Here is a 21,520-nt window from a genome sequence, read left to right on the forward strand (position 1 = left end):
GAAAGAATGTTTTTTTCTGTAAGAATATGAAAACTTCCCCAGAAATTGTAAAGAATAAAGTGCTGGTCCCAGTTAAAGCTGTCTATGCTGCCTGCAATATCTTTTAGTGTTGAAGAGAGAGTTTTTTCATCAATTCCGGTTTTAAAATCAAGCTTGATGGCGGGAATATCGCGTTCAAAAAAAAGGTCAAGGTTTCTGTCTTTCTGGAAGGAAAGGGTATAAAGCTGGCTTAAAAAAATCAGGGAATTCGTAAGGGGAAGTTTATTTTTTAAAAAGGCATTCAGACAGTTTTTTATAAGGTTTCCAGGTGCAATAATCTGATTGCTTGAAGCAGTTATTTTTGTTTTTTCAGCGGCAAGGTTAAAAAATACTGCCGTAAAATCATCTTCAAAATAGTAGTTTTCAAGAAAAACATCGCTTCCATAAATCATTCCCTGCTTTGTGAAGACAGGAGCTTCTCCATAGGCAAACAGAATGGTTGGATTATAGGGGAGTTTTGTATTTTTAAGAAAAGTGATAAACTCTCTTATCGTTTCCTTTTTGAGGAAGGCTCCCTGCATTTCAAAAACGAAAAGCACATTTTTTGACTCTTCAGATTGAAGCTTTGTGCCGATATTTTCTATATAAATATTGTAGGGAAAGTCGTTCTGGTTATAGCTTAAAAGCGGCTGAGCCTGTGGCTTAAAATTATTTGCTGAAAGAAATTCGAAAAGAGTAAGGCATAAATTACTTCCTTCCGGTCTTTTTTGCGGCTCTTGTGCTGGCAGGCTTGTGAAAAAGAGGTGAGATAGCAGAACTGTAAGAAAAAAGGCCTTTTTTTTGAATTTCATGTAAATTCAGTTTAAGAATTTTGTGTTTACAATGCAAGTCCAATAGGTTATAATTTTAATAGGAAATAAAAAGTTACTTTTTGGGTGGATTATGGCGTCTGACAAAAAATTTATTCTTGAATTACCTCTGAAAGTTATCCTGACTGAAGACGGCGCTTCAAATTTTATTAGTCATAATAAAAAGCTCCTTCGTTTTAAACTTGCAGATAATATTGAAGAATACGGTATTTCATTAAACAAATTTTCTCCTCAGTCAATTCAGAGCATGATTTTAGTTGATTACATTTCTAAAATCGAAATTTCCATGTCTGAATTTGTTTCTTCCCGCCAGGAAGTAATGGATCTTTCAAAGGTCATTGTTTTTTCAATCCTTTACAAGCAGTTTGACCGCGAAGTTTATTCTGCCCTAATTCAGTGTGACTGTGTAAGAAAACATAACCGCGCAAATCCTACTCATTTGATTGATGAAAGAACAGAAATGAGTGAACGCCAGCTGCGCGCAATCCTTTCAAATAAAGAAAATATCATTCAGACAACCCGCCGCCAGATTCTTGAGCCGGTATGGAAGGCTGTAATGGGTAATGCAGAATTTTCATCAGAAGAAAAGAACATTTATCTTTTGATGAGCGAAAAGTTTATGAACCGTCTTGGTCTTATGAACTGGTATATCATCACTTTGTTTGCAAAAAATGAAGGCGCAAACGAAATGTATATTGCAATCCGTAACATTTTGAGTCAGTACATGGAAAAATCAAAGGTTGCTGAATATATTTCGGTAATGGTGATGGAGCTTGCCCTTAATAACGAAAATACCAATATCCGTAAAGAAGCAAAAAATATGTATCACGGAATCAAGGATATTGATGCCCTTATTTACGACCCTGAAATCCGCGCAAAAATCGTTCAGGAGCTTCAGAGAAAGCATGAACTTGTATTCCTCAGCTGGAAGCTTGGCGGCGGTTCTACTTCTATAGGTAAGCAGGGAAGACTTTCCATTACTCTTTACAACAAGGACGATGAGTTCCAGGAAGTAAAGGAAAACATTGAAACTGCAAAATCATCAAATACAGAAAAAAGAACCCTTATAGACTTCTACCGCGATTTGCCGGAAGGGCAGGAAGGAACAGATCTGGGCCTCTACTATCTTTCTTATCTTGATGATGCCTGCAAAAAGGTAAACGTAAAGTTCGAATCTCTGGTAAATCAGTTCTCTGCAAGTGAGCTTACCGTCATCAATTTGAACTTCAACTTCTAGCATGGACTATCACATACGAAACTTCAGTAAATTTTTCTCACTCTTTTCAGTTTTTCTTTTTATATTTTTCTCTTGTGCCCAGAATTCAGCAGATATTAATCAGTCTGAAATGACGGTGGTTTTTGAATATCAGGATGAAGAAACTCTTCCTTCTGCAAGGCTCTGTGCCTTTGTTGAGTCTGATTCAGACAGCAGACGAAGCGGACTTTTGCAGCTTTCTACAAAAAAAGACGGTTTTATCTGGTCTGCACCTTCTTTAGTTCGCATAAAATCCGGGGATAAATTCTGGACCGGCTATACAAATTTTTTGATGCAGAAAAATCAGCCATTTCCCCTTGATTCCTACAGAATTTTAATCCAGAATGCCGACGAAAAAGAGGCAGAAGAAATATTTGATTTTTCCTACGATTCCAGCTTTTATAAATTAAAGGCTGCTGAAGTTGAAGAAAAAATGCTGAGTCTTGGCGCCGTAAAAAAAATTGCAATTTATGATGAAAATCATATTCTTTTGTATTACGGAGAGCTTAAGGATAACCTTTCTTCTTCACGAAAAATATGGAATGTTTATTCTAAGGCAAATTATTTTAATGTAATCTGGCAGACAAAGGACAATACTGTAATATGTATTTTGCCAAAACAACTTGTAGTTCCTGACGAAAACGATTAAATTTATAGGTGGTATATGAATAATAATTTTGATTCTTTTGAAGAAAATACTGCTTCAGAAAGCAGTGAGCCGGTTCCCCTGTCCTGTGGTACAGAGGAAGAAAATGAAAGCGCCCTTGAAGGCCTTAAGCGTGAAATTAAGACCTATGTCCTTCGAATTGGACGTATGACTGCAGCCCAGGAGAAGGCTTATAGCGAACTTTCTCCACGCTGGTGTATTCCCTTTGAAAAAAAACAGCTGAACTTTGTAGACATTTTTGGAAACACAAATCCTGTAATTATTGAAATTGGTTTTGGAATGGGAGATGCAACCGCAGACCTGGCAGAAGCAAATCCTGACATCAACTATCTTGGAATTGAAGTTCACAGACCTGGGGTTGGAAAGCTCTTAAACGAAATCCAGAAACGTGATTTAAAAAATCTTTTTATTATTGAATATGATGCAGTAGAAGTTCTCCGCGAAATGATTGGAGATAATACTGTTAACGGTTTTCATATTTTCTTCCCGGATCCATGGCCAAAGAAGCGCCACCACAAGCGCAGAATGGTTCAGAGACCACGAACAAATCTTTTTGCACAGAAGCTTTCTAAGGGCGGCTACCTTTATTTTGTAACCGACTGGCTTGAATATGCTGAATTTGCCCTTGAAGAATTAAATGAAACTAAATCCTTGAAAAATAAGTATGAAGGCTTTGCTCTTCCTCAAAAATGGCGTAAGCAGACAAAATTTGAGCGTAAGGGAATTGCTGCCGACAGACCTATTACTGAACTTTTCTTTGAGAAAATATAAATGAACTTATTTGACGATTCGGAACTTGACGAGCTTTCAAAAAAAATGCCCGCATAAAAGAACTGGAAAAACTCATTAAAAAATATCAGGCCTCATATTATAACGGTGAGGCCGAAATTGAAGACAGTGAATTCGATAAGCTTTGGGACGAATTAAAGGCTCTTGACCCGGCAAATACTATTTTGCAGAAGGTTGGGGCAGACAGCGGAAACTTTGCAAAAATCCGCCACGTAATGCCTATGGGCAGCCAGGAAAAGGCTGCAGACCCACAGCAGTTTCTTGACTGGGCTAAAAAGCACGTATATGACGAATACCTTGTTGAATACAAACTTGACGGGGCTTCACTGGAGTTGCAGTATGAGGAAGGTAAGCTTGTAAGGGCTGTTACGCGCGGAGATGGCGTTATCGGGGATGACATTACGGCCAACGCGCGCAAAATGGGCGGAGTAAAGTCCCAGCTTATAATTGACGATGAAAAAATAAGTTTTACAGGTGGAATCCGTGGCGAAGTAATTATGACCCACGAGGTTCACAAAAATCATTTTTCTGATAAGGCTAACTGCCGTAATGCTGCGAACGGCCTTATGAAGCGTAAGGATGGTGAAGGAAGTGAGTTTCTTAATCTTATTGTGTATGATGCGCTCGAAACTAGGGGAAAAACTTATTTTAATGATGAACAGGAGAAAATCGCCTTTCTTAAGAAATGTGGCTTCCAGACTGTCCGCCTTGAGATCTGTAAAACTCCTGAAGACGTCATAAAATACCGCGAAAGAATAATGGAAGAACGTAAGGCTTCCATTCCATATGATATAGACGGCCTTGTTGTAAAGGAAAGGGCAATTAATCTTGATGATGCCTTCCGTAACCGTCCGGACCGCCAGATTGCCTTTAAGTTCAGCCTGGAAGAAGCTGTTTCTGTTTTAAGAGAGGTTGAATGGAGTAAAAACGGCGGAACTTATACCCCTGTTGCAATTTTTGATGAAGTTGAATTAAACGGAACTAAGGTTCAGAGGGCAAGTCTTGCAAACCCTGATACAATGCGACAGCTTGGAGTGCGAATCGGAAGCCATGTTGTAGTTGTAAAGCGAGGGGAAATCATTCCAAAAATCATGTCGGTTCTGCCTTCCCAAAATCCGGCAGAAGAAAGAGATGTTGTATTCCCTTGCACCTGTGAAGTATGCGGAACAAAGCTTTTAGATGAAGGCAGCAGACTTTTCTGTCCTAATAAGGAATGTAAAAAACGCGTTCTTCATCAGCTTTTAAAGTGGCAGAATGTTGTTGATATCCGTGACCTTGGCGAAACCCTTATAACCTCGCTTTTTAATGACGGACTTGTAACTTCAATTACAGATATCTATAAGCTTACTGCAGACCAGCTGGTTCCATACTTTTTGAATGAAGAAAGCATTGAAGCAGAAAAAAAATCACTGGGAGCCCAGAAGGTTTATGCTTCAATTCAGAATCACCGCAGAATGAAGCTGCCGGTTTTTCTTGCCGGTTTTGATATTGAAGGCTTTGGCGAAACCTTAGCAGAAAAGCTTGCCTCAAGCGGTTTTGAATCTCTTGAAAAAATGCTCAATGCCAGCACAGACCAGATTGCCTCTGTTTACGGCTTTGCAGAAATTACTGCCAGAATAATTACAGAAGGTCTTGCAGAAAACCGCGAAGAAATGCTTGCTCTTGTTAACAGCGGTATTATTACGATTGAAGAAGCAGGCGGCGGAAAACTTGCAGGCAAATCCTTCTGTTTTACAGGCGAGCTTTCCATGAAGCGCGCAGATGCAGAAAAGCTTGTAAAGGATAACGGCGGATCAATAAAATCTTCCGTAACAAAAGATTTGAGCTACCTTGTTACTAATGACACAGGCAGTGGTTCAAGTAAAAACGTAAAGGCTGCAAAACTTGGAATTCCTGTTATTGATGAAAAAGCCTTTATGGAACTGCTGGAAGCTTAAAGAGGGGCCAGCTTCAGGTTTCCGTCTTTTTCTGCCCGAATTGAATAATATAGTCCGGTTCTGCAGAAAGAAAGGTCTATCCCGATTTTTTTTACAGAGAAAAAGCGGGGAACCTTAAAATGTCCGTTTGCAAAGGAAGAAATATCATAGAGCTTGTGCCTCTGCTTTTTTGTAGAGGCAAAGCCTAAGAGCATGCACTGGCCGTTTTCATCATAATAGCGGGAAAGTTCTGTTCCTTTTTTATGCTTAAGTCTGCTTCCTTCATATATCTGGTCTTTTGAACAGATTTCCGAAGGAAAATAAAAAATCTTTTTGTTAATCGAAACTCTGTAAAAATCAATGGTAAGATAATTTCCCACCCAGGAACGCTCAATAACCGCAATTTCATTTCCGCTTGAATCAATAAGGGAAAAGCTTGCGCTCACGGTATTTTCACCTTCCTGCTGGCTATTACCAAAGATATTTATTCTTAAAAGTTCTTTTTCTGTTGAGTCTGGAATTGATTTTGCCGCGATGTAAACCTTTGAAAGGGTAAAGCCCCAGTAAATAATGTAAAAAACAATTATTACGGGAATTAAAAACGCGATTTTTGCTTTTACATAAGCCTTATCAATAACCAAAAAGCAAATCCTTAGAATTAAATCCTTTTATTCTGTTTCAAAAGTAAAGTCTCTCAAGAAGAATTCAGGAAGAATTGCACTGCCGTTCAGACGCATTTCCCAGTGAAGATGCGGTCCTGTAGCAAGTCCTGTCGCTCCTGACTTTCCAATAAGCTGCCCCTGCTTTACCATATCACCTTCGTTTACGCCAAGTTCGCTAAGGTGATAGTAAACGCTGTAAAGACCAGGAAGATGTTCAATTACAATACTCCAGCCAGTTGTAATTCTGTTTTCTGCAAGCACAACCTTTCCTTCTGCGCAAGACTTTACATCACTGCCGGTAGGAATTCCGTAATCATTTCCAAAGTGAAGGGTTGTAGATTTTTTTCCGTTTGCATAAATGAAGGTTCGTCTGTCTCCGCAGCGGGCTGTGTAGCGGGTAGAATCTGTAGGAGACGTAAAGGGCTTTGTCTGATAAACAGCCTGATAAGAGGTTGAAAAGAATATATTATTCAGTTTTTCAATCTGAGCCATTCTTTCAGCGCTTGTATCAGTTCTGATGTCTGTATTTGCCTGATTAAGCGGAATATCTTCTTTTTCAAAAGTATAAGGCTTGAATACTGTCGGCAAGATAAATTCCTGAGGCTTTTCTCCGTTAAGACTGAAAACTACCTTTACCTGATAAGGCTGCTCCGTGTCATTCCAGATTGTAACCGGAACTCCGCTAAGCATTTCCCAGGAATTTCTGTTTTTCTTTGGATTAATCTGGTAAAAAGGTGAAGTTTCAAGTTTTTTTCCAAGATTTAAAAGCTGAAGCTCTGCCTTGAGTCCGTTTGCCTGCTTTTTTACGTTTTTTGCAGGAATCACATTCATCCTTACAAAAACTGCGTGGCCAGGACTTACTTCATTATTATATTTTACGTTGATTGTATAATTTTCAGACTGAAAACTTGCGCTTTCTGAAAAAAGTGGAAAAGCTGAAAGAAGTACCAGAAATGCTGCAATTATTTTTCCAATTTTTAATTTCATTTTTTTTATCTGCCCCCGAAATCAAAATTAAAAAGCTCAGTTTCCATTATTTGAAAGCTGCAGCTCTTTTATAACCATCTGATTTGTTACTGTTCCATTAAAATAATTTCTGTTTAGTGAATAAAGTATATCATAAGACTGGCCTATAGTGATATCTTTTTTTATTCTATCTCCCTGCCCCCAGAACATTGCAGGGAATTTGTATTTTCCAAAGTCAAAAGTCAACTTAAGGTGAAGAGGTTCCTTTTTTCCTACAAGCATTGCATCACAGAGCTTTGCATTTTTTGTCATAAAGAGAAGCTCTGCGTTTTCGTTTCCGTAAGGTTCAAAAATATCAACCAGTTTAAAAATATCAGGAGTAAGGTAGCCCGAAGGAATTTCTGCATCAATTTCATATTCCGGCTGGTCATTTGTAAGTACAATACTTTTTGAAGCGTCTTTAAGATAAGTCAAAAACTGAGGAAGCTTTTCTTTTTCAAAACTGAAGCCTGCCGCATAATTGTGGCCGCCGTGATTCAGGAAAAAGCCTCCCATTTTATCAAGGAAGTCTGTAGCAATAAAGCCTCTTTTACTTCTTACAGAGCCAATGCAGATATCCTTATTAAAGGTGATGGCAAAGGAAGGTACTCCAAAATCACTCATCAGTTTTGCCGCAAAAAGTCCTGTCAGACCGCTCTGAATTTCCTCGCTTACAACAACGCAGAAGTTATTATTGTGCTCGGTAATGCTTTTTTTAGCCTCATCCGAAACCTTGTAGCTTGCGTTCTGAACAAGAGTTTTTCTCTCTTCATTCAGCTGCAGAATTTTATCTGCCAGCATTTCCCTTTCTTTTGGATTCTGGCTCAAAAGAAGATTGATTGCAACGTCAGGTTTTCCAAGACGGCCGGCAGCGTTAATAGCAGGAATAATATTCCAGGAAAGGTCGATTGAAGTTGCCACATCTGCAATAATGCGGGATTTAGAAAAAAGCTCCGAAAGACCTTCACGGGTTTTATTTTTCTTGATTGAAGCAAGGCAGTTATTTACAAAAATACGGTTTTCATTTTTCATCGGCATGATGTCGGCAAGGGCAGCAAGTCCAACCAGCTGAAGGTCTCTTGTTTCCCCCTGAAGGAATTCAGCATGCTTTTGAGAAATGATTTTTTTGCAGTAAGTAACATAAAGATTGTAGATACTGTCCAAAGCTCCGCCCTGAGTCTGAAGGTATTTTGCAATTGAAGAAAGCTTTGTAAGCTCCTGGGAAGATTTATTTTTTATCTGAGGAATTACCTTTGAAATCTCTGAACGCAGGTCATTAATCATAAAATCAATGCCGCTTCCAAACATGGCTGCAAGCTGATTTTTTACAGCCTGAGAATCCCAGGCGTATAAAAGCTGTCCCTGTAAAAAGGAAATCAGCCTTGTATTATAGATGGAAGTTTTTCCCAGAAGCAGTTTTTCGTGAAGCTCCTTGTGCTTCACAAGATTTTTGATTTTAAGGCAGTCAATTAAAAGCGCCTCTTTCTTTTCATCCTGATTGATTTCTATGATGGTAATTTCGGAATTATAAAAATCTGTATGGGCAAAACGCAGGGCACTTACCAGTTTATAGGCAACTGCCGCTCCGGAAATGTCTTTAAATGGATATTCAGATTCATTTAGCTTTGGATTTACAATTACGCTTGCTTCAGGCACTTCTTCCTGAGGGTTATGATGGTCTGTGATAATCACATCAATTCCAAGCTGGTTTGCGTGGCGGACTTCTTCAAAGCAGGAAATACCGCAGTCAACGGTTATGATAAGACTTCCATTCTGATTGTAAAAATTATCTACCGCTTCAATAGAAAGACCATAGGCTTCTTCATCAAGGGGAACCCGCCAGCTTACGTCAATATTTCGGCTTTTAAGGTAATCATAAAGAATGGCAGTACTTGTAACACCGTCGGCATCACTGTCTCCGAAAATCAGAACTTTTTCGCCTTCTTCTTCCGCCTGTAAAATGCGTTCAACGGCATCTTCCATATTGGGAAGCAGAAAGGGCTCGTGCTGGAAGCGTAAATCCTTTTCAAGAAAGTAAAGAATATCCTCTCCGGAAGTGATTCCCCGCCTTACAAAAATCGAAGCCAGAATCTGATCTATTTTATAATTATTGCAGAGCGGCTCAATCTGCTGCTTTGTAACACTTTTTTTTGTCCATTCAGTCATGATTTATAAAATTCCCACACCAATTTCAATTGTATTAAGCTTAGTTCCCGCTGCATTTTCTATAAGGAAAAATACAAGCTCCTTAAGCTGATTGTATTCCTGCCTGTCAATTTTCAGTTTTCTTGCTTCTGCCGGCTCTAAAACCGTAATACCTGTTAAATACCGTAAGGCAGAAAGCTCAAGTGAAAAAACAAAGTTATGACCGGCATTGTCTTGTGAAAAACAGTCTGAACAGATAAAACTGTTTTCCATAATATTATAATAGGTTTTACTGTCAGGGGGTAGTAGGGGCTCCAAAAAAGATTTTCCGCAGTGGGCACAGCAGTGAACTTCGGGCTGAAGTCCTAAAAGGGCAAGAAAGCGCCATAAAAATCTGATTAAGCCGACCTTTCCCTGTTCTTCGTTTGCAAGTTCAAGGCCGTCTAAAAAGCCGTTAATCAGGTGCCAGCAGTTTTCAGGGCTTCCGGCGCAGCGGGTTTTAATGGCAAGTTCACAGGCAAGGCTTGCGGCGTAGTTTTTAAAAAGATTCTGACCAAAAGATACATGGTAGTTTTTTACGTCAAAGTCACTTATCTTAATCTGATTTTTTTCAGGATTATCGTAGAGAAAGATGGTTCCGCTATGCCACTGGCTTACAAGGGAACGCAGGCGGCTTTTAGGGCCTCCGTAAAGGGTTGCATAAACTATTCCTTTTGATTTTGTGAGCAGGGTAACCGACTGATTGTTTTCACCCAGAGGCTTGAGAGAAATTACTGTTGCTGAATCTGAATAGGAACGGTTCATATAAGAATAATATTGATTTTTACGAATAAAATCACTATAATAATAATTCATTTTGGGGGTAGGTAATGGTATTTCCATTGGAAAAGTTAGTTGAGTTCAAAGACAATATTTATGAAATTACAGTTGCTGCTAGCCGACGTGCTTATCAGATGGCTCGTGTAAACGACCCTGAAATTGAAGCTAACCAGGATAAAGATGTTTGTGCTGCTGCTAAACAGCTCTTTAACAAAAGAGTAACATATCGTATTGAGCACAAGGATTAATTTTAATGTCTGAAAACCCGATTCCTGTAGTGGTGATTTTTGCACCTACAGCTTCTGGAAAGACTGCCTTGACCCGCGAATTGTTCTGCGGAAGGGGCAGTCATTTTATTTTAAATGCAGAAATCATAAGTGCAGATTCTCAGGCGGTCTACAAGGGAATGGATATTGGAACTGCCAAGCCTGAGCCTGACTTCTGCCGCGAAATTCCCCATCATCTTATTGATTTAGTTACCCCAGACGTTCAATTTTCGGTTGCAGATTTTGTCGAAAAGGCTGATGCTGTCTGCCGCGATATTTATTCGCGGGGAAAGCTTCCTGTTGTCTGCGGAGGAACAGGCTTTTACATACGGAACTTTTTATTCGGCCTTCCAAAGACCCCTAAATCAGATGAAAGAATCAGAAACCAACTGAAAGAGCGGATTGAAAAAGAAGGAAACGAAGCCCTATATGCGGAATTAAAAATAGTAGATCCCCAGACTGCCGCTAAGATTCATGTTAATGATGCCTACAGAATCTGCCGGGCCCTGGAAGTTTTTTACACTACAGGAAAAAAACTTTCTGACTGCAAACTGGAAAATAAGCTTCGGGAGCAATATAAGTTTTTATTCCTTGTTTTAGAGCCTCCCCGCGAAGTCCTTTATGAGCGTATCCGTCAGCGGGTAGATATGATGTTTCTGGCGGGGCTTGAAGCTGAAGTTCAGGGCCTTATAAAAAAGGGCTACACAAAAGAAAGTCCCGGCATGAAGGCAATCGGCTATTCAGAGTTTTTTGAAGAAGGCTGGAATAAGGAAAAAATCTGCCAGACAATCAAGCATGACTCCTGTAAATATGCAAAAAAACAATATACCTACATTCGGGATATTCCAGAAAGTATCGTAATCAGCTATAATAATACTGATAAGGATTTACAGAATATTGCAGGTTTAATAGGGAATTTTGCCCGTATGGCTGGTTTTTCTATTGACCTAAAAGCGTGATTCTGTAATAATAAGAACACTTTATAAAGTAGGAGTGCCACCTCATGCCTTGTGGAAAGAAAAGAAAGCGCCAGAAGATGGCGACACATAAGCGAAAGAAGATGCTTAGACGTAATCGACATAAGAGTTCATAATTAGAACAGCTTAGTCGAGACTTGTGTCAGATGGACCGCATTAGTTTTATACTAGGCGGTCTTTTTTTTCGGAATTAATACAGGATGCTGCTTCCAGATATAAAATCACCTGCAGACATAAAAGATTTCTCTCAAAAAGAGCTTACTCAGCTGGCAAAAGAGTGCCGTAAGACAATCATTGATGTTGTCGGAAAAAACGGCGGTCATCTTGCCAGTAATCTTGGTGTTGTAGAACTTACAATCGCCCTTCACAGGGTATTTAACAGTCCCCGCGATGCAATTATCTGGGATGTAAGTCATCAGTGTTATACACATAAGCTTCTTACTGGGCGTTACAATCAGTTCAGCACAATCCGCACAAGAGGCGGACTTTCGGGCTTTACCAACACAGAAGAAAGCGAACACGATTTTTTTATAAACGGACATTCTTCAACTTCAATTTCATCCGCCCTGGGCCTTTTGACCGCCAGAAGAATTTCCGGTCAGGAAGGGAAGGTAATTGCTGTTATTGGTGACGGCGCCCTTACCGGAGGAATGGCTTTTGAAGGGCTCAGCCATGCAGGTCAGCTTTGCAATGATTTGATTGTTGTACTGAATGACAATCAGATGTCAATTGACCACAATACAGGAGCCTTGTCCCGCTACCTCAGCCGCATGACTTCTTCTTTCCGTTATCAGAGTTTCAGAAATAATATTGATAAAATTGTAAATCACATTCCTTTTATTAACCGCCTTTTACGAAAAATGATTTTCCGTTTTAAGCGGGCTGTAAAGGCTCTTTTTTATACGAATAATCTTTTTGTGGAACTGGGCTTTGAATATACAGGTCCTATTGACGGTCACAACGAAAAAGAACTCGAAAAGGTTTTCCGCCGGGTATCAAGACTGCATCAGCCGGTTGTGGTTCACGTAATTACAAAAAAAGGAAAGGGCTACAGTCCTGCAGAAAATAAGCCTGATGTTTTTCATGGAATCGGACCTTTCCAGACCAGCGATGGAACAGTAGAAAAATTTGATACTACAAGCTTTACAGAAGCCTTTGGAAATATGATTGTAGAGGCGGCTGAAAATAATAAAAAGATTGCCGCAATTACTGCCGCAATGGCAAAGGGAACCGGCCTTACAGCCTTTTCTCACCGTTTTCCGGATAGATTTTTTGATGTGGGAATTGCAGAAGAGCATGCAGTTACCTTTGCTGGCGGACTTGCAGCCGGCGGAATGATTCCGGTTGTCTGCATTTATTCTACCTTTATTCAGCGCGCCGTTGATCAGCTTATTCACGATGTTTCCTTGCAGAACCTTCACGTAATTTTTATGCTGGACAGGGCAGGTGCAGTTCCAAATGACGGTGTAACTCACCAGGGCTGCTTTGATATTGCCCTTTTCCGTCCTGTTCCAAACCTTCAGATTCTTTCTCCTTGCAGCGAAAACGATCTTCGTCTCTGCTTTGACTATGCCCTTAATAATAAAGGTGCCTTTGTTATCCGCTATCCAAAGCTTTCCTGTCCTACAGAAATTGAAGAATTTTCATCTCCTGTCCAGGCTGGTAAGGGAATTTTTGTTCCATGCACAGAGTTTGTAGTTGAAAATATCACGGAAAAGGAACTCTTGTCGCGTAAAAAGAAGGTGCTTATTGTAACCACCGGCGGAATGTATTCAGAAGTCCAGAAAGCCGTTCGTTCTATTATTTTAAGCGGTGGTTATGCAGATATTTTAATCCTTAGATTTATCAAACCTTTTGATGAAGAAGCCTTTGCAGAAATGGCAAAAGCATATAGCGGAGTTGTTTTTGTAGAAGACGGAGTAAAAACCGGCGGAATCAGCGAGCATCTTGCAGGCCTGCTTAGTGAAAATAAATATAATAAAACCCGCATCCTTGCCTTTGAAGATAAATATTACAGCCACGGTTCCCGCTCAGACGTTCTTGAAATGGCAGGCTTAAGCGTAAAAGACATTGAAAATGCAGTAAATTCCTTGTTATAATATATCTATGGTTGGAATTGACAGGCTTTTACATATCTACGATTTTATCCGTCCTATTCTTGATATAGGACTTCTGACTTTTTTACTCTTTAAGGTTTACGATTTTATTGCAAAGACCAATTCCATTCAGATTCTTAAGGCTGCGGTAATTGTTGCAGTTTCATTTGGCCTTGCAATTCTTCTTGATTTAAAAACAATTCTCTGGCTTTTAAATACCCTTGCCCCGGTTCTTATCATCGCTTTTGCGGTAATCTTCCAGCCTGAAATCCGAAAGCTCTTTTTGAAAATGGGACAGTCCAGCTGGTTTTCTTTTGGTAACCGTTCAAAGCACACCTATATCGAAGCTGTTTTAATTGCGGCTGAAATGCTTTCAAAGCAGAAACGCGGTATGCTTGCTGTTTTTGTCCGCCATACAAAGCTTGATAATATAATGCAGACAGGAACAAAACTGAATGCAGACCTTTCTTCAAGCCTTTTACTGACAATTTTTGGAAAGGATACTTCTTTGCATGACGGCGCCTGCTTTATTCAGTCGGGAAAACTTCTTGCGGCCGGCTGTTTTTTGCCTACCAGTGAAAACTACACAATCAAAAAGACCTTTGGTACCCGCCATCGTGCAGCTCTTGGACTTTCTGAAGTTTCTGATGCAGTTGTTCTGGTAGTTTCTGAAGAAACAGGCGCACTGAGTCTTGCTTACGATTCAAAATTAAATTATGACCTTTCGACCAGCGAAATCCGAAAAATTCTTGAAAATCTTTTGGACATCACACCTGAAGAAAAAAATCTGGAGGACACCATAGATGAGCATACGACAATTGATTGAAAAAGTCCTTGATAAATGGCCTGCAAAAATCATCTGTTTTTTACTGGCGATTTTTCTTTATGTTTTTCATCAGATTTCGCTTGTAGAAAAAAAATCTTTTGTTGTTCCTCTCCGGGTTACAGAAAACGGAATGGTTTCCCACGTATCTCAGGTTCCAAGTTCAGTTTCTGTAGTTGTAAGGGCAAATTCTGCTGCAATTAATACAATAACTCTTGCAGATCTTTCTGCCAGTCTTGATTTAAATGATATTACAGAAGTTGGCAATTATGATATTCCGGTTCAGATTAGAATTTCTGACCGTATGCGCGAGTTTGATCCTATGGAAATCAGGGTTTTTCCTGAATTTGTTTCAACCCGAATTGAAATTAAAAAGGCCCGCTTTGTAAAAATCAAGCCGACTCTTGTGGGTGAAGTAGCTCATGGTTATGAAGTTTCCAATGTTGAGGTTGTTCCTTCTTATGCCGAGGTAATCGGCTCTGAATCAATTGTAAATAAACTTGAAGAAATTGAAACTACAAAGGTTCTCGTTTCCAATGCAACCCGCGACTTTTCTACTGAAGCTGAATATATGGTTGTTAATAAGCTGCTGGATGTTGTAGACAAGGGACCTTACAAGGTTACGGTAAGTGTAAAACCGAGTGAACTTGAAAAAGTATATGATGATGTTGCAGTTCTTCCTGTTCACCTGAATAAAAAACTGACCCTTGTAAAGGAAATTCCTTCTGTAAGCGTAAAACTGAAAGGTTCCATGCTTAATCTTGAAAAATATTCTCCTGCAATTAATGCAATTACTGCCGATTTAAGCAAAATTACTGAACCTGGAATTTATGATATTCCTCTTACCTTTAATTTTCCAAAGGTTTTTCTGATTATGGAAAAATCCTATGATGTTGTTACGGTTCAGGTTGATTTTATTCCTGAAAACAGCGAATCAAAAACAGATGCTTCAAAGGATTCTCCAAATGCAAACGAGGCTGTAAAGGGAGTTGATTTTTCCGGTGGTGCTGTATGATTTTTGGAATCGGAACTGATATTGCAGAAGTCTGCCGTTTCGAAAAATGGGTAAAAAATCCGGATATGTTCATGCGTTTTTTTAATTCTGCCGAAATTATGGAAGGCGGAAATATAAGCGCCCGCTGCCAGCACTATGCGGTACGCTTTGCCGCAAAGGAAGCTTTTTCTAAAGCCCTTGGAACAGGCATTGCCTTTGATCTGAAGGATGTTTTTATTACAAATGAGCCGGGTGGAAAGCCTGTTTTGAATGTGCAGGGGACTGCAAAAAAACTTTTGGAAGAAAAAGCCGGCTTGGGGTATAATATTCATGTATCTTTGAGTCATGAAAAAGAATATGCACTTGCATTTGTTATAATCGAGACCGATATAAAAACTGATGCAGAGGAAAATGAAGGAATATGGCTGTAATTAAAGAAGCAAAGAAACTTTCTCTTTCGTATTTTTCTAAAGATAAGATTATCTGTCCTGTATGTAAGAAGGCATTTTCCCGCGAAATCATGCGCAGCGGTAACGGACGAATGATTGCCGGAAAACTTACAGACGAACTTCACAGAAATTTTGAACCTTCTGCAAAATATGGCCGCGTTTTTCCTATGATTTATGAAATCGGAGCCTGTCCTAACTGTTATACAGCCATGTTCTGGGGTGATTTTAAGGAAAAGTTTCAGAAAGAAGATACAGATTTACTTTTTTCTAAATCAAGAGAACGTAAGGAAAAGGCAGAAACAATCTTTCCATATTTCAGTCTCAAGCATGAGCGGACTCTTTATGACGGCGCCGCAATGTATTATCTGGCACTTTTGACTTATGATGATCTTGGAGTTTATATGACTCCGACTCTCAAAAAAGGAATTCTTTCCCTTCGTCTTGCCTGGCTTACTCATGATATGGATTTACTCTGTTCGGATCATAACTTTGATATCGTTTCAAAAGTCTTTTACAGTAAGGCCCTTTATTTTTATCAGCAGTCTTTGTATTGCGAGACAGATAAAACAGAAGCCTCTTCTTCTTTAGGAAATATGGGACCTGATATCGATAAAAACTACGGCTGGGACGGAGTTGTTTATCTTTGTGGTCTTCTGGAATATAAATACGGCCAGCAGGATGATATGCAGCTGCGTATGAAAAAACTTTCCGAGTCAAAAACTGCAATTGCCCGTATCTTCGGTCTTGGAAAATCTTCTAAAAGTAAACCGGGCCCTTTACTTGAGCACGCCCGTGACCTCTATGATAAAATCTCAAAGCTCGTTGCTGATGATGAGTTCTAGCCATGCGTAATATTTTATTAAAAATCTCCTACGACGGCACTGATTTCTGCGGCTGGCAGAGACAGGACAAGCACGGTACTGAAGCTGAACGCACTGTTCAGGGGGAAATTGAAAAAGCCCTTGAAAAAATCCATAAGGCACCGACAATTCTCTACGGTTCCGGTCGAACAGACAGCGGGGTTCATGCTTATGCCCAGGCCGCAAACTTTTTTTCTCCAATAGAATCAATTCCTGCAGGAAATTATGTGCGGGCTTTGAATGCCTTTTTACCCCAGGATGTACGTATTCTGGAAGCCTGTGAAAAGCCTGAAGATTTTAATGCCCGCTTTTCTGCTACCAGCCGGGTTTACCATTATTTTATTTCTACTGCAGAGGCTGTTCCTGCAAACCTTAGCCGCTATGTCTGGCATGTAAAAAATTATCAGCCAGATTTAGAGCGTCTTAATCATTTTTGCCAGTGCCTTAAAGGCGAAATTGACTGTGCCAGCTTTGCTTCCAGCGGGGACGATTCAGTTTCTACCAGCCGTTATATTGACGGTGCCAGATTTTTTATGCAAAAAGATATGTGGGGCGGGGAACTTTTAGTTTTTGAAATTGAAGCAAACGCCTTTTTGTGGAAGATGGTAAGGACACTTACAGGAACCCTGGTAAATCTTGACCGCGATAAAAAGCCTTTGGACAGCATGGAAAAAATTCTTGCCGCAAAGAACCGTGTTTCTGCCGGGGTAACTGCGCCCCCGACCGGACTCTTTTTGTATGAGATAAAGTTTGACGGGATTAGGCGGCATGTATAAGAGTTAATAGCCACAGATGGGACGCAGATAAACACAGATAAAAAAATATCTGTGTCAATCTGTGTGTATCTGTGGCTAATTTTTATAGTAAGCTCACAGGGTCCACGTCGTATTCAATATATACATTCTGATTGTGGGTGTATTCAAAAGCAAGTTTACGGGCTGCTGCCTGCAGGGGAATAACAGATTTCCCTTTAAGTAAAATCTGATATCTGTAATTCTGACTTATCTTTTCTATAGGACATTCGGCCGGTCCTATGATTTCAGCTTCGCGAGGAGTGTTTTCTCTTATAATTTTTGCAGCATCATTAGCGGTCTGGCAGGCAAGTGCCTTATTAAAGGAACGGAATACTATGCGCACTAAGCGGCTGAAGGGTGGAAATTCCAGAAGCTGTCGGTTGGCAAGTTCTTTTTCGTAAAAATCAATAACTTTTCCTGTGCAGGCGAATAAGACCGGTTCGCGGCTTGGATCATAAGTCTGTACAAGAACCTTTCCGTCCGGGAAATAACGTCCAGCGCGGCCAGCAACCTGAGTTATGAGTGAGAATGTGCGTTCTGAAGCGCGGAAGTCCGGCATATGTAGGCCTGCGTCTGCCATAATAACACCGACCAGCTGCAGGTTAGGAAAGTTTAATCCTTTTGCAACCATCTGAGTTCCAAGTAAAATGTCGTATTTTCCCTGGCGGAAGTCTTCCAGGTTTGCAAGAAGTTCTTCTTTTTTACCGGTTACGTCGGTGTCCAGACGGAGAACTCTTGCGTTAGGGAATTTTGCCCGGGTTTCTGCTTCTATAAACTCTGTACCAAATCCGTTACTTCCAATATCCAGAGAGCCGCAGGAAGGGCAGCTTTGTGGAGGTGTCATCGACCAGCCGCAGTAGTGGCAGGTCAGGCGGTGGGTGGCCTTGTGGTAGGTAAGGGGCACCGAGCAGTTTTTGCAGACAAGTTCATAGCCGCAGGAATTGCAGCGGAAAAAGTGGGTAAAACCGCGGCGATTCAAAAACAAAATAGTCTGCTTTTTATTATCAAGTGTCTTTTTAATTTCGTCTTCAAGCGGTTTTGAAATACAGCCGTCTGTCCCGTAAAGATTGAGGTTTATGCAGGATATATGAGGCATAGTTCCGCCGGCCAGTCGTTTTGTAAGTGTATGGCGGACAATAGTGCCGGTTTTCATACCGTACCAGGCTTCTACAGAAGGGGTAGCACTTCCCATTACAAGAGGAATCTTTAAGTTCTGAGCTCTTTTCATTGCAACCTGGCGGGCGTGATAGCGGGGATTGTTTCCCGATTTATAAGAGCCGTCGTGCTCTTCGTCAATAATAATAAGGCCTAAGTCGGGTACCGGTGCAAAAATTGCGGAACGGGCTCCTACAATTACCCTCGCTTCCTTGTGCATGATTTTATGCCACTGGGTAAGGCGCTGGCTTGGAGTAAGACCTGAATGAATGATTGCCGCTGTGTTCCCGAAGCGTTCTGCAATAGAAGTTGCAACCTGACCTGTAAGGCTGATTTCCGGTACAAGATAGATTATTCCTTTTCCTTGTGAAAGTATGCGTTCTGCGAGGGTAAGAAAAACTTCTGTTTTTCCGGTTCCCGTCGGTCCGTAAAGATAGTGAAAAAGTTTTTCCTTGCCAGAAGCGGTATTTTGAGAAGCAAGAATTTCTTCTACCGCAGCTTTCTGCTCATCAGACAGAATGTTTTTCTGGGGAACGGTAAGTTCGTTTTCAAAAGAAAATCCGCCAGCACTTGTTTCGCGCCTTCCCGAAGGAATCATAGAAAAAACAGCTTCTCCAAGAGTACACAAATAATAGTGCGAAAGCCATTTTGCCATTTCAAAAAGTTCAGGACCAAAAAGCGGCTCTTTATCTAAAATGCGTTTTATAGGACGGATTTTGGAAGCATCAACCGGGCAGGTGGGCGGAATCTGTTCTGTAATTTCCATTATAAAACCTGTAAGCTTCTGGTTTCCGAACATGATTTCAGCACGTTTTCCTACCTCCGGGCGGAGTTCAGGCTTTTCGTCTTCCGGCGCAGTATAAGAGTAGGTAAAGGGCTGGTTTACAGGACGATTTATAATAATCTGCAGATAGAGCATTTTTATTACTGATTGCCGCCTGTAAGAGTGTCTAATTTCTGGCGGAATTTTTTAAGGTCTTCCCAGGCCGGGCGCTTTAAATCCTGATTTCTGAGAAGTGCGCTTGGGTGATAGGTTGCCATAAGGGGAATACCTGAAAATTCAAAAAATTGTCCTCTCAGCTTTCCTATTGCTTCTTCTGAATTAAGCATTTTATGGGCAGAAATACGTCCCATGCACAAAATCATCTTAGGTTTGAGGATTTTAATCTGAGCTTCAAGGAAAGAAAAACAGGCTTCCTGTTCTTCGGGAAATGGGTCGCGGTTCTGGGGCGGACGGCACTTTACAACGTTTGCAATAAAGCAGTTTGTCGTGCGTGAAAGTCCGATTGCACCAAGCATTTTATCAAGCAGGATTCCGGCCTTTCCAACAAATGGGCGGCCCTGCATATCCTCGTCGTAGCCGGGACCTTCGCCGATAACAAGAACCTCCGGGTGAGGAACACCTTCGCCTGGAACAACGTTTGTGCGGGTTCGCGCAAGCTGACAATGGGTACATTTTAAAATTTTTGAAGCGATGCTTTCGATTGTGAGCGGGCTGGCGTCTGACTGGGCGCCTAAGACCACGGCGGAAGGTGCTGCCTGAATATTTGAACCGGCACTCGCTTCGATTTTAGAAGGCATTTCTGGCGCAGGGGTGTCATCATCTTCAAAAATCGGCTTATTTGCAAAAGCAGACGGCACAAAGCCACCGTTAGCCTGCGCACTGGCGTTTTTGAGAAGATTAAAAATCAGCTCTTTTTCACTTGCCTTCATTGCCTATGCCTCGTTAGGATCGTCTTTGTCGGTGCGGACATCAGGCTCGTTGCCAAAAGTGAACTTTATGATTTTTCTGTCGTCAAATGACTTCTGAATAAGCTCGTCGACCCCAAGATTTTTATAGATTTCTTCGGCGTCTTCAATTCGGCCGCGCAAAACAGGATGCTTAGGGCTGAAAAGTACGCAGCAGTCCTCGTAAGGAAGAATTGAAGTTTCGTAAGTGTCGATAAAGTTTGCAGTTTCAATAATTTCTTCCTTGTCCAGGCCGCAGAGAGGGCGAAGAAGAGGGAAGTCTGCAAAATGCTCGGTAACGTTCATGTTTTCAATTGTCTGGCTTGCAACCTGACCAAGACTTTCGCCAGTGATAATACACTGAGCCTTACAGCGGGCTGCAAGAATGTTTGCAACCTTCATCATGCAGACGCGGAGCATAAGGGTAGACCAGGCTTCCGGCGCCTTCTTTTTGATTTCCATCTGAACTTCGGTAAAAGGAATAACATTGAGGTAAACAGTGATTCCATAGTAGGCCAGCTTCTGTGCAAGGTCTTCTACCTTTTTCTGTGCCTCCTCCGAAGTGTAAGGGTATGAGTGATAGTAAACACATTCAATTTTCATGCCGCGGCGTAGCATACGGTAGCCGGCAACAGGGGAGTCGAGGCCTCCGCTCAAAAGAAGAAGGCCTTTTCCGCTTGAACCAACAGGAAGTCCCCGGCAGCCAACGTTTTCGTCAGAATAAACAAAAACCTTTTCGCGAACTTCAACGTAAATTACGCAGTCAGGTTTGTGAACGTCGACCTTCATAAGTTTTTCTACGTCGCCTGCTGCCTCGCAGCAGATTTCGTAAGAGTTCATAGGAAAGTTCTTTTCTGCCCGTTTTGCCTGAATCTTAAAAGTTTTGCAGCCTTTTGCAGCCAGGCGTTCGGCAATCTGGTAAACCGTAGCCTTAATTGCTCCAATATCTTTTTCGCAGGTCTCTGCCTTTGCCCAGCCTGTAATTCCAAGAATATGATTTAATGTGAATTCAACTTTTTCGCTGTCTTTTTCGTCGCATTCGATATACATTCGGCCCGCGTGAAGAACAACGCGCGCATCAATTCCGCTAAGACACTTTCTGGTATTTCTTGCCAGAAGATTTTCAAAATCGCGAAGATTCGAGCCCTTCAAAGTAAGCTCGCCAAGTTTTGCAAGATATGTAAACATATCTATATTATAGAGGAAAAACGGGGAATTGAAAATCGGGGGAAATGAGATTGATGAAGAAAATACACCTTTGACCAAAATTCG

20 protein-coding genes are annotated in these 21,520 nt (G+C 40.9%); 12 read left to right on the top strand and 8 right to left on the bottom strand.

The window, feature by feature from the left end; translation table 11 throughout:
* Positions 1 to 830, bottom strand: an 830-nt coding sequence (locus MSI_RS07245; protein WP_039924531.1) for a hypothetical protein, incomplete at its 3' end; no start/stop codon positions are given.
* Between the two features lie 91 nt (positions 831 to 921).
* Here MSI_RS07245 and MSI_RS07250 point away from each other — a divergent pair.
* The 4 genes from MSI_RS07250 to ligA all read left to right on the top strand — a co-directional run bounded on the left by MSI_RS07250 (position 922) and on the right by ligA (position 5,496).
* Positions 922 to 2,085 (top strand): hypothetical protein, encoded by a 1,164-nt coding sequence (locus MSI_RS07250; RefSeq protein WP_009105306.1) that lies wholly within the window; start codon positions 922 to 924, stop codon positions 2,083 to 2,085.
* 1 nt (position 2,086) lies between these two features.
* Positions 2,087 to 2,752, top strand: a complete 666-nt coding sequence (locus MSI_RS07255; protein ID WP_009105309.1) for a hypothetical protein — start codon at positions 2,087 to 2,089, stop codon at positions 2,750 to 2,752.
* Between the two features lie 165 nt (positions 2,753 to 2,917).
* Positions 2,918 to 3,541: a tRNA (guanosine(46)-N7)-methyltransferase TrmB gene (gene trmB / locus MSI_RS07260; protein ID WP_237706492.1), complete on the top strand. Its 624-nt coding sequence runs from the start codon at positions 2,918 to 2,920 to the stop codon at positions 3,539 to 3,541.
* A 53-nt stretch (positions 3,542 to 3,594) separates the two neighbouring features.
* Positions 3,595 to 5,496, top strand: a complete 1,902-nt coding sequence (ligA, locus tag MSI_RS07265) for an NAD-dependent DNA ligase LigA (protein WP_039924533.1) — start codon at positions 3,595 to 3,597, stop codon at positions 5,494 to 5,496.
* On the opposite strand, the gene MSI_RS07270 is transcribed toward ligA, so the two are convergent.
* Genes MSI_RS07270 through recO form a run of 4 tightly spaced genes read right to left on the bottom strand, consistent with a single transcriptional unit; the run spans position 5,493 to position 10,091 of the window.
* Complete coding sequence (locus MSI_RS07270; protein ID WP_009105316.1) at positions 5,493 to 6,116, bottom strand: hypothetical protein; 624 nt, start codon at positions 6,114 to 6,116, stop codon at positions 5,493 to 5,495. The genes ligA and MSI_RS07270 overlap by 4 nt on opposite strands.
* Before the next feature lie 27 nt (positions 6,117 to 6,143).
* On the bottom strand, positions 6,144 to 7,124 hold the full coding sequence (locus MSI_RS07275) for a M23 family metallopeptidase (RefSeq protein ID WP_009105318.1): 981 nt from the start codon (positions 7,122 to 7,124) through the stop codon (positions 6,144 to 6,146).
* Positions 7,125 to 7,160: 36 nt separating this feature from the next.
* Positions 7,161 to 9,308: a single-stranded-DNA-specific exonuclease RecJ gene (gene recJ / locus MSI_RS07280; protein WP_009105321.1), complete on the bottom strand. Its 2,148-nt coding sequence runs from the start codon at positions 9,306 to 9,308 to the stop codon at positions 7,161 to 7,163.
* A gap of 3 nt (positions 9,309 to 9,311) precedes the next feature.
* Complete coding sequence (gene recO / locus MSI_RS07285) at positions 9,312 to 10,091, bottom strand: DNA repair protein RecO (RefSeq protein WP_192807746.1); 780 nt, start codon at positions 10,089 to 10,091, stop codon at positions 9,312 to 9,314.
* A 65-nt stretch (positions 10,092 to 10,156) separates the two neighbouring features.
* On the opposite strand from recO, the gene MSI_RS07290 reads away from it, so the two are divergent.
* The 8 genes from MSI_RS07290 (at position 10,157) to truA (ending at position 17,347) form a co-directional block, all read left to right on the top strand.
* Positions 10,157 to 10,354, top strand: a complete 198-nt coding sequence (locus MSI_RS07290) for a DNA-directed RNA polymerase subunit omega (protein ID WP_009105325.1) — start codon at positions 10,157 to 10,159, stop codon at positions 10,352 to 10,354.
* 5 nt (positions 10,355 to 10,359) lie between these two features.
* Positions 10,360 to 11,331 (top strand): tRNA (adenosine(37)-N6)-dimethylallyltransferase MiaA, encoded by a 972-nt coding sequence (gene miaA / locus MSI_RS07295; protein ID WP_009105329.1) that lies wholly within the window; start codon positions 10,360 to 10,362, stop codon positions 11,329 to 11,331.
* A gap of 218 nt (positions 11,332 to 11,549) precedes the next feature.
* Positions 11,550 to 13,448 (top strand): 1-deoxy-D-xylulose-5-phosphate synthase, encoded by a 1,899-nt coding sequence (dxs, locus tag MSI_RS07300; RefSeq protein WP_009105332.1) that lies wholly within the window; start codon positions 11,550 to 11,552, stop codon positions 13,446 to 13,448.
* Positions 13,449 to 13,455: 7 nt separating this feature from the next.
* On the top strand, positions 13,456 to 14,271 hold the full coding sequence (gene cdaA / locus MSI_RS07305; RefSeq protein ID WP_009105334.1) for a diadenylate cyclase CdaA: 816 nt from the start codon (positions 13,456 to 13,458) through the stop codon (positions 14,269 to 14,271).
* Positions 14,249 to 15,283, top strand: a complete 1,035-nt coding sequence (locus MSI_RS07310; RefSeq protein WP_009105336.1) for a YbbR-like domain-containing protein — start codon at positions 14,249 to 14,251, stop codon at positions 15,281 to 15,283. Before cdaA ends, MSI_RS07310 begins: the two co-directional genes overlap by 23 nt.
* Positions 15,280 to 15,693: a holo-ACP synthase gene (gene acpS / locus MSI_RS07315; protein ID WP_009105337.1), complete on the top strand. Its 414-nt coding sequence runs from the start codon at positions 15,280 to 15,282 to the stop codon at positions 15,691 to 15,693. Before MSI_RS07310 ends, acpS begins: the two co-directional genes overlap by 4 nt.
* Positions 15,684 to 16,553 (top strand): DUF2225 domain-containing protein, encoded by an 870-nt coding sequence (locus MSI_RS07320; protein WP_009105339.1) that lies wholly within the window; start codon positions 15,684 to 15,686, stop codon positions 16,551 to 16,553. Before acpS ends, MSI_RS07320 begins: the two co-directional genes overlap by 10 nt.
* Positions 16,554 to 16,555: 2 nt before the next feature.
* The gene (truA, locus tag MSI_RS07325; protein WP_009105342.1) at positions 16,556 to 17,347 is read left to right on the top strand and encodes a tRNA pseudouridine(38-40) synthase TruA; all 792 of its coding nucleotides are present in this window, start codon (positions 16,556 to 16,558) and stop codon (positions 17,345 to 17,347) included.
* Positions 17,348 to 17,429: 82 nt separating this feature from the next.
* On the opposite strand, the gene priA is transcribed toward truA, so the two are convergent.
* From priA to thiI, 3 genes are read right to left on the bottom strand one after another with little or no spacing between them, the layout of a single operon-like run.
* On the bottom strand, positions 17,430 to 19,439 hold the full coding sequence (gene priA / locus MSI_RS07330) for a primosomal protein N' (RefSeq protein ID WP_009105343.1): 2,010 nt from the start codon (positions 19,437 to 19,439) through the stop codon (positions 17,430 to 17,432).
* 5 nt (positions 19,440 to 19,444) lie between these two features.
* Positions 19,445 to 20,233 (bottom strand): uracil-DNA glycosylase family protein, encoded by a 789-nt coding sequence (locus tag MSI_RS07335; protein ID WP_009105344.1) that lies wholly within the window; start codon positions 20,231 to 20,233, stop codon positions 19,445 to 19,447.
* Positions 20,234 to 20,236: 3 nt separating this feature from the next.
* Entirely contained in the window at positions 20,237 to 21,436 is a 1,200-nt protein-coding gene (thiI, locus tag MSI_RS07340; RefSeq protein WP_009105345.1) for a tRNA uracil 4-sulfurtransferase ThiI, read from the bottom strand.
* Between the last annotated feature and the right edge of the window lie 84 nt (positions 21,437 to 21,520).

This window comes from Treponema sp. JC4 (assembly GCF_000260795.1).
GTDB lineage: Bacteria > Spirochaetota > Spirochaetia > Treponematales > Treponemataceae > Treponema_D.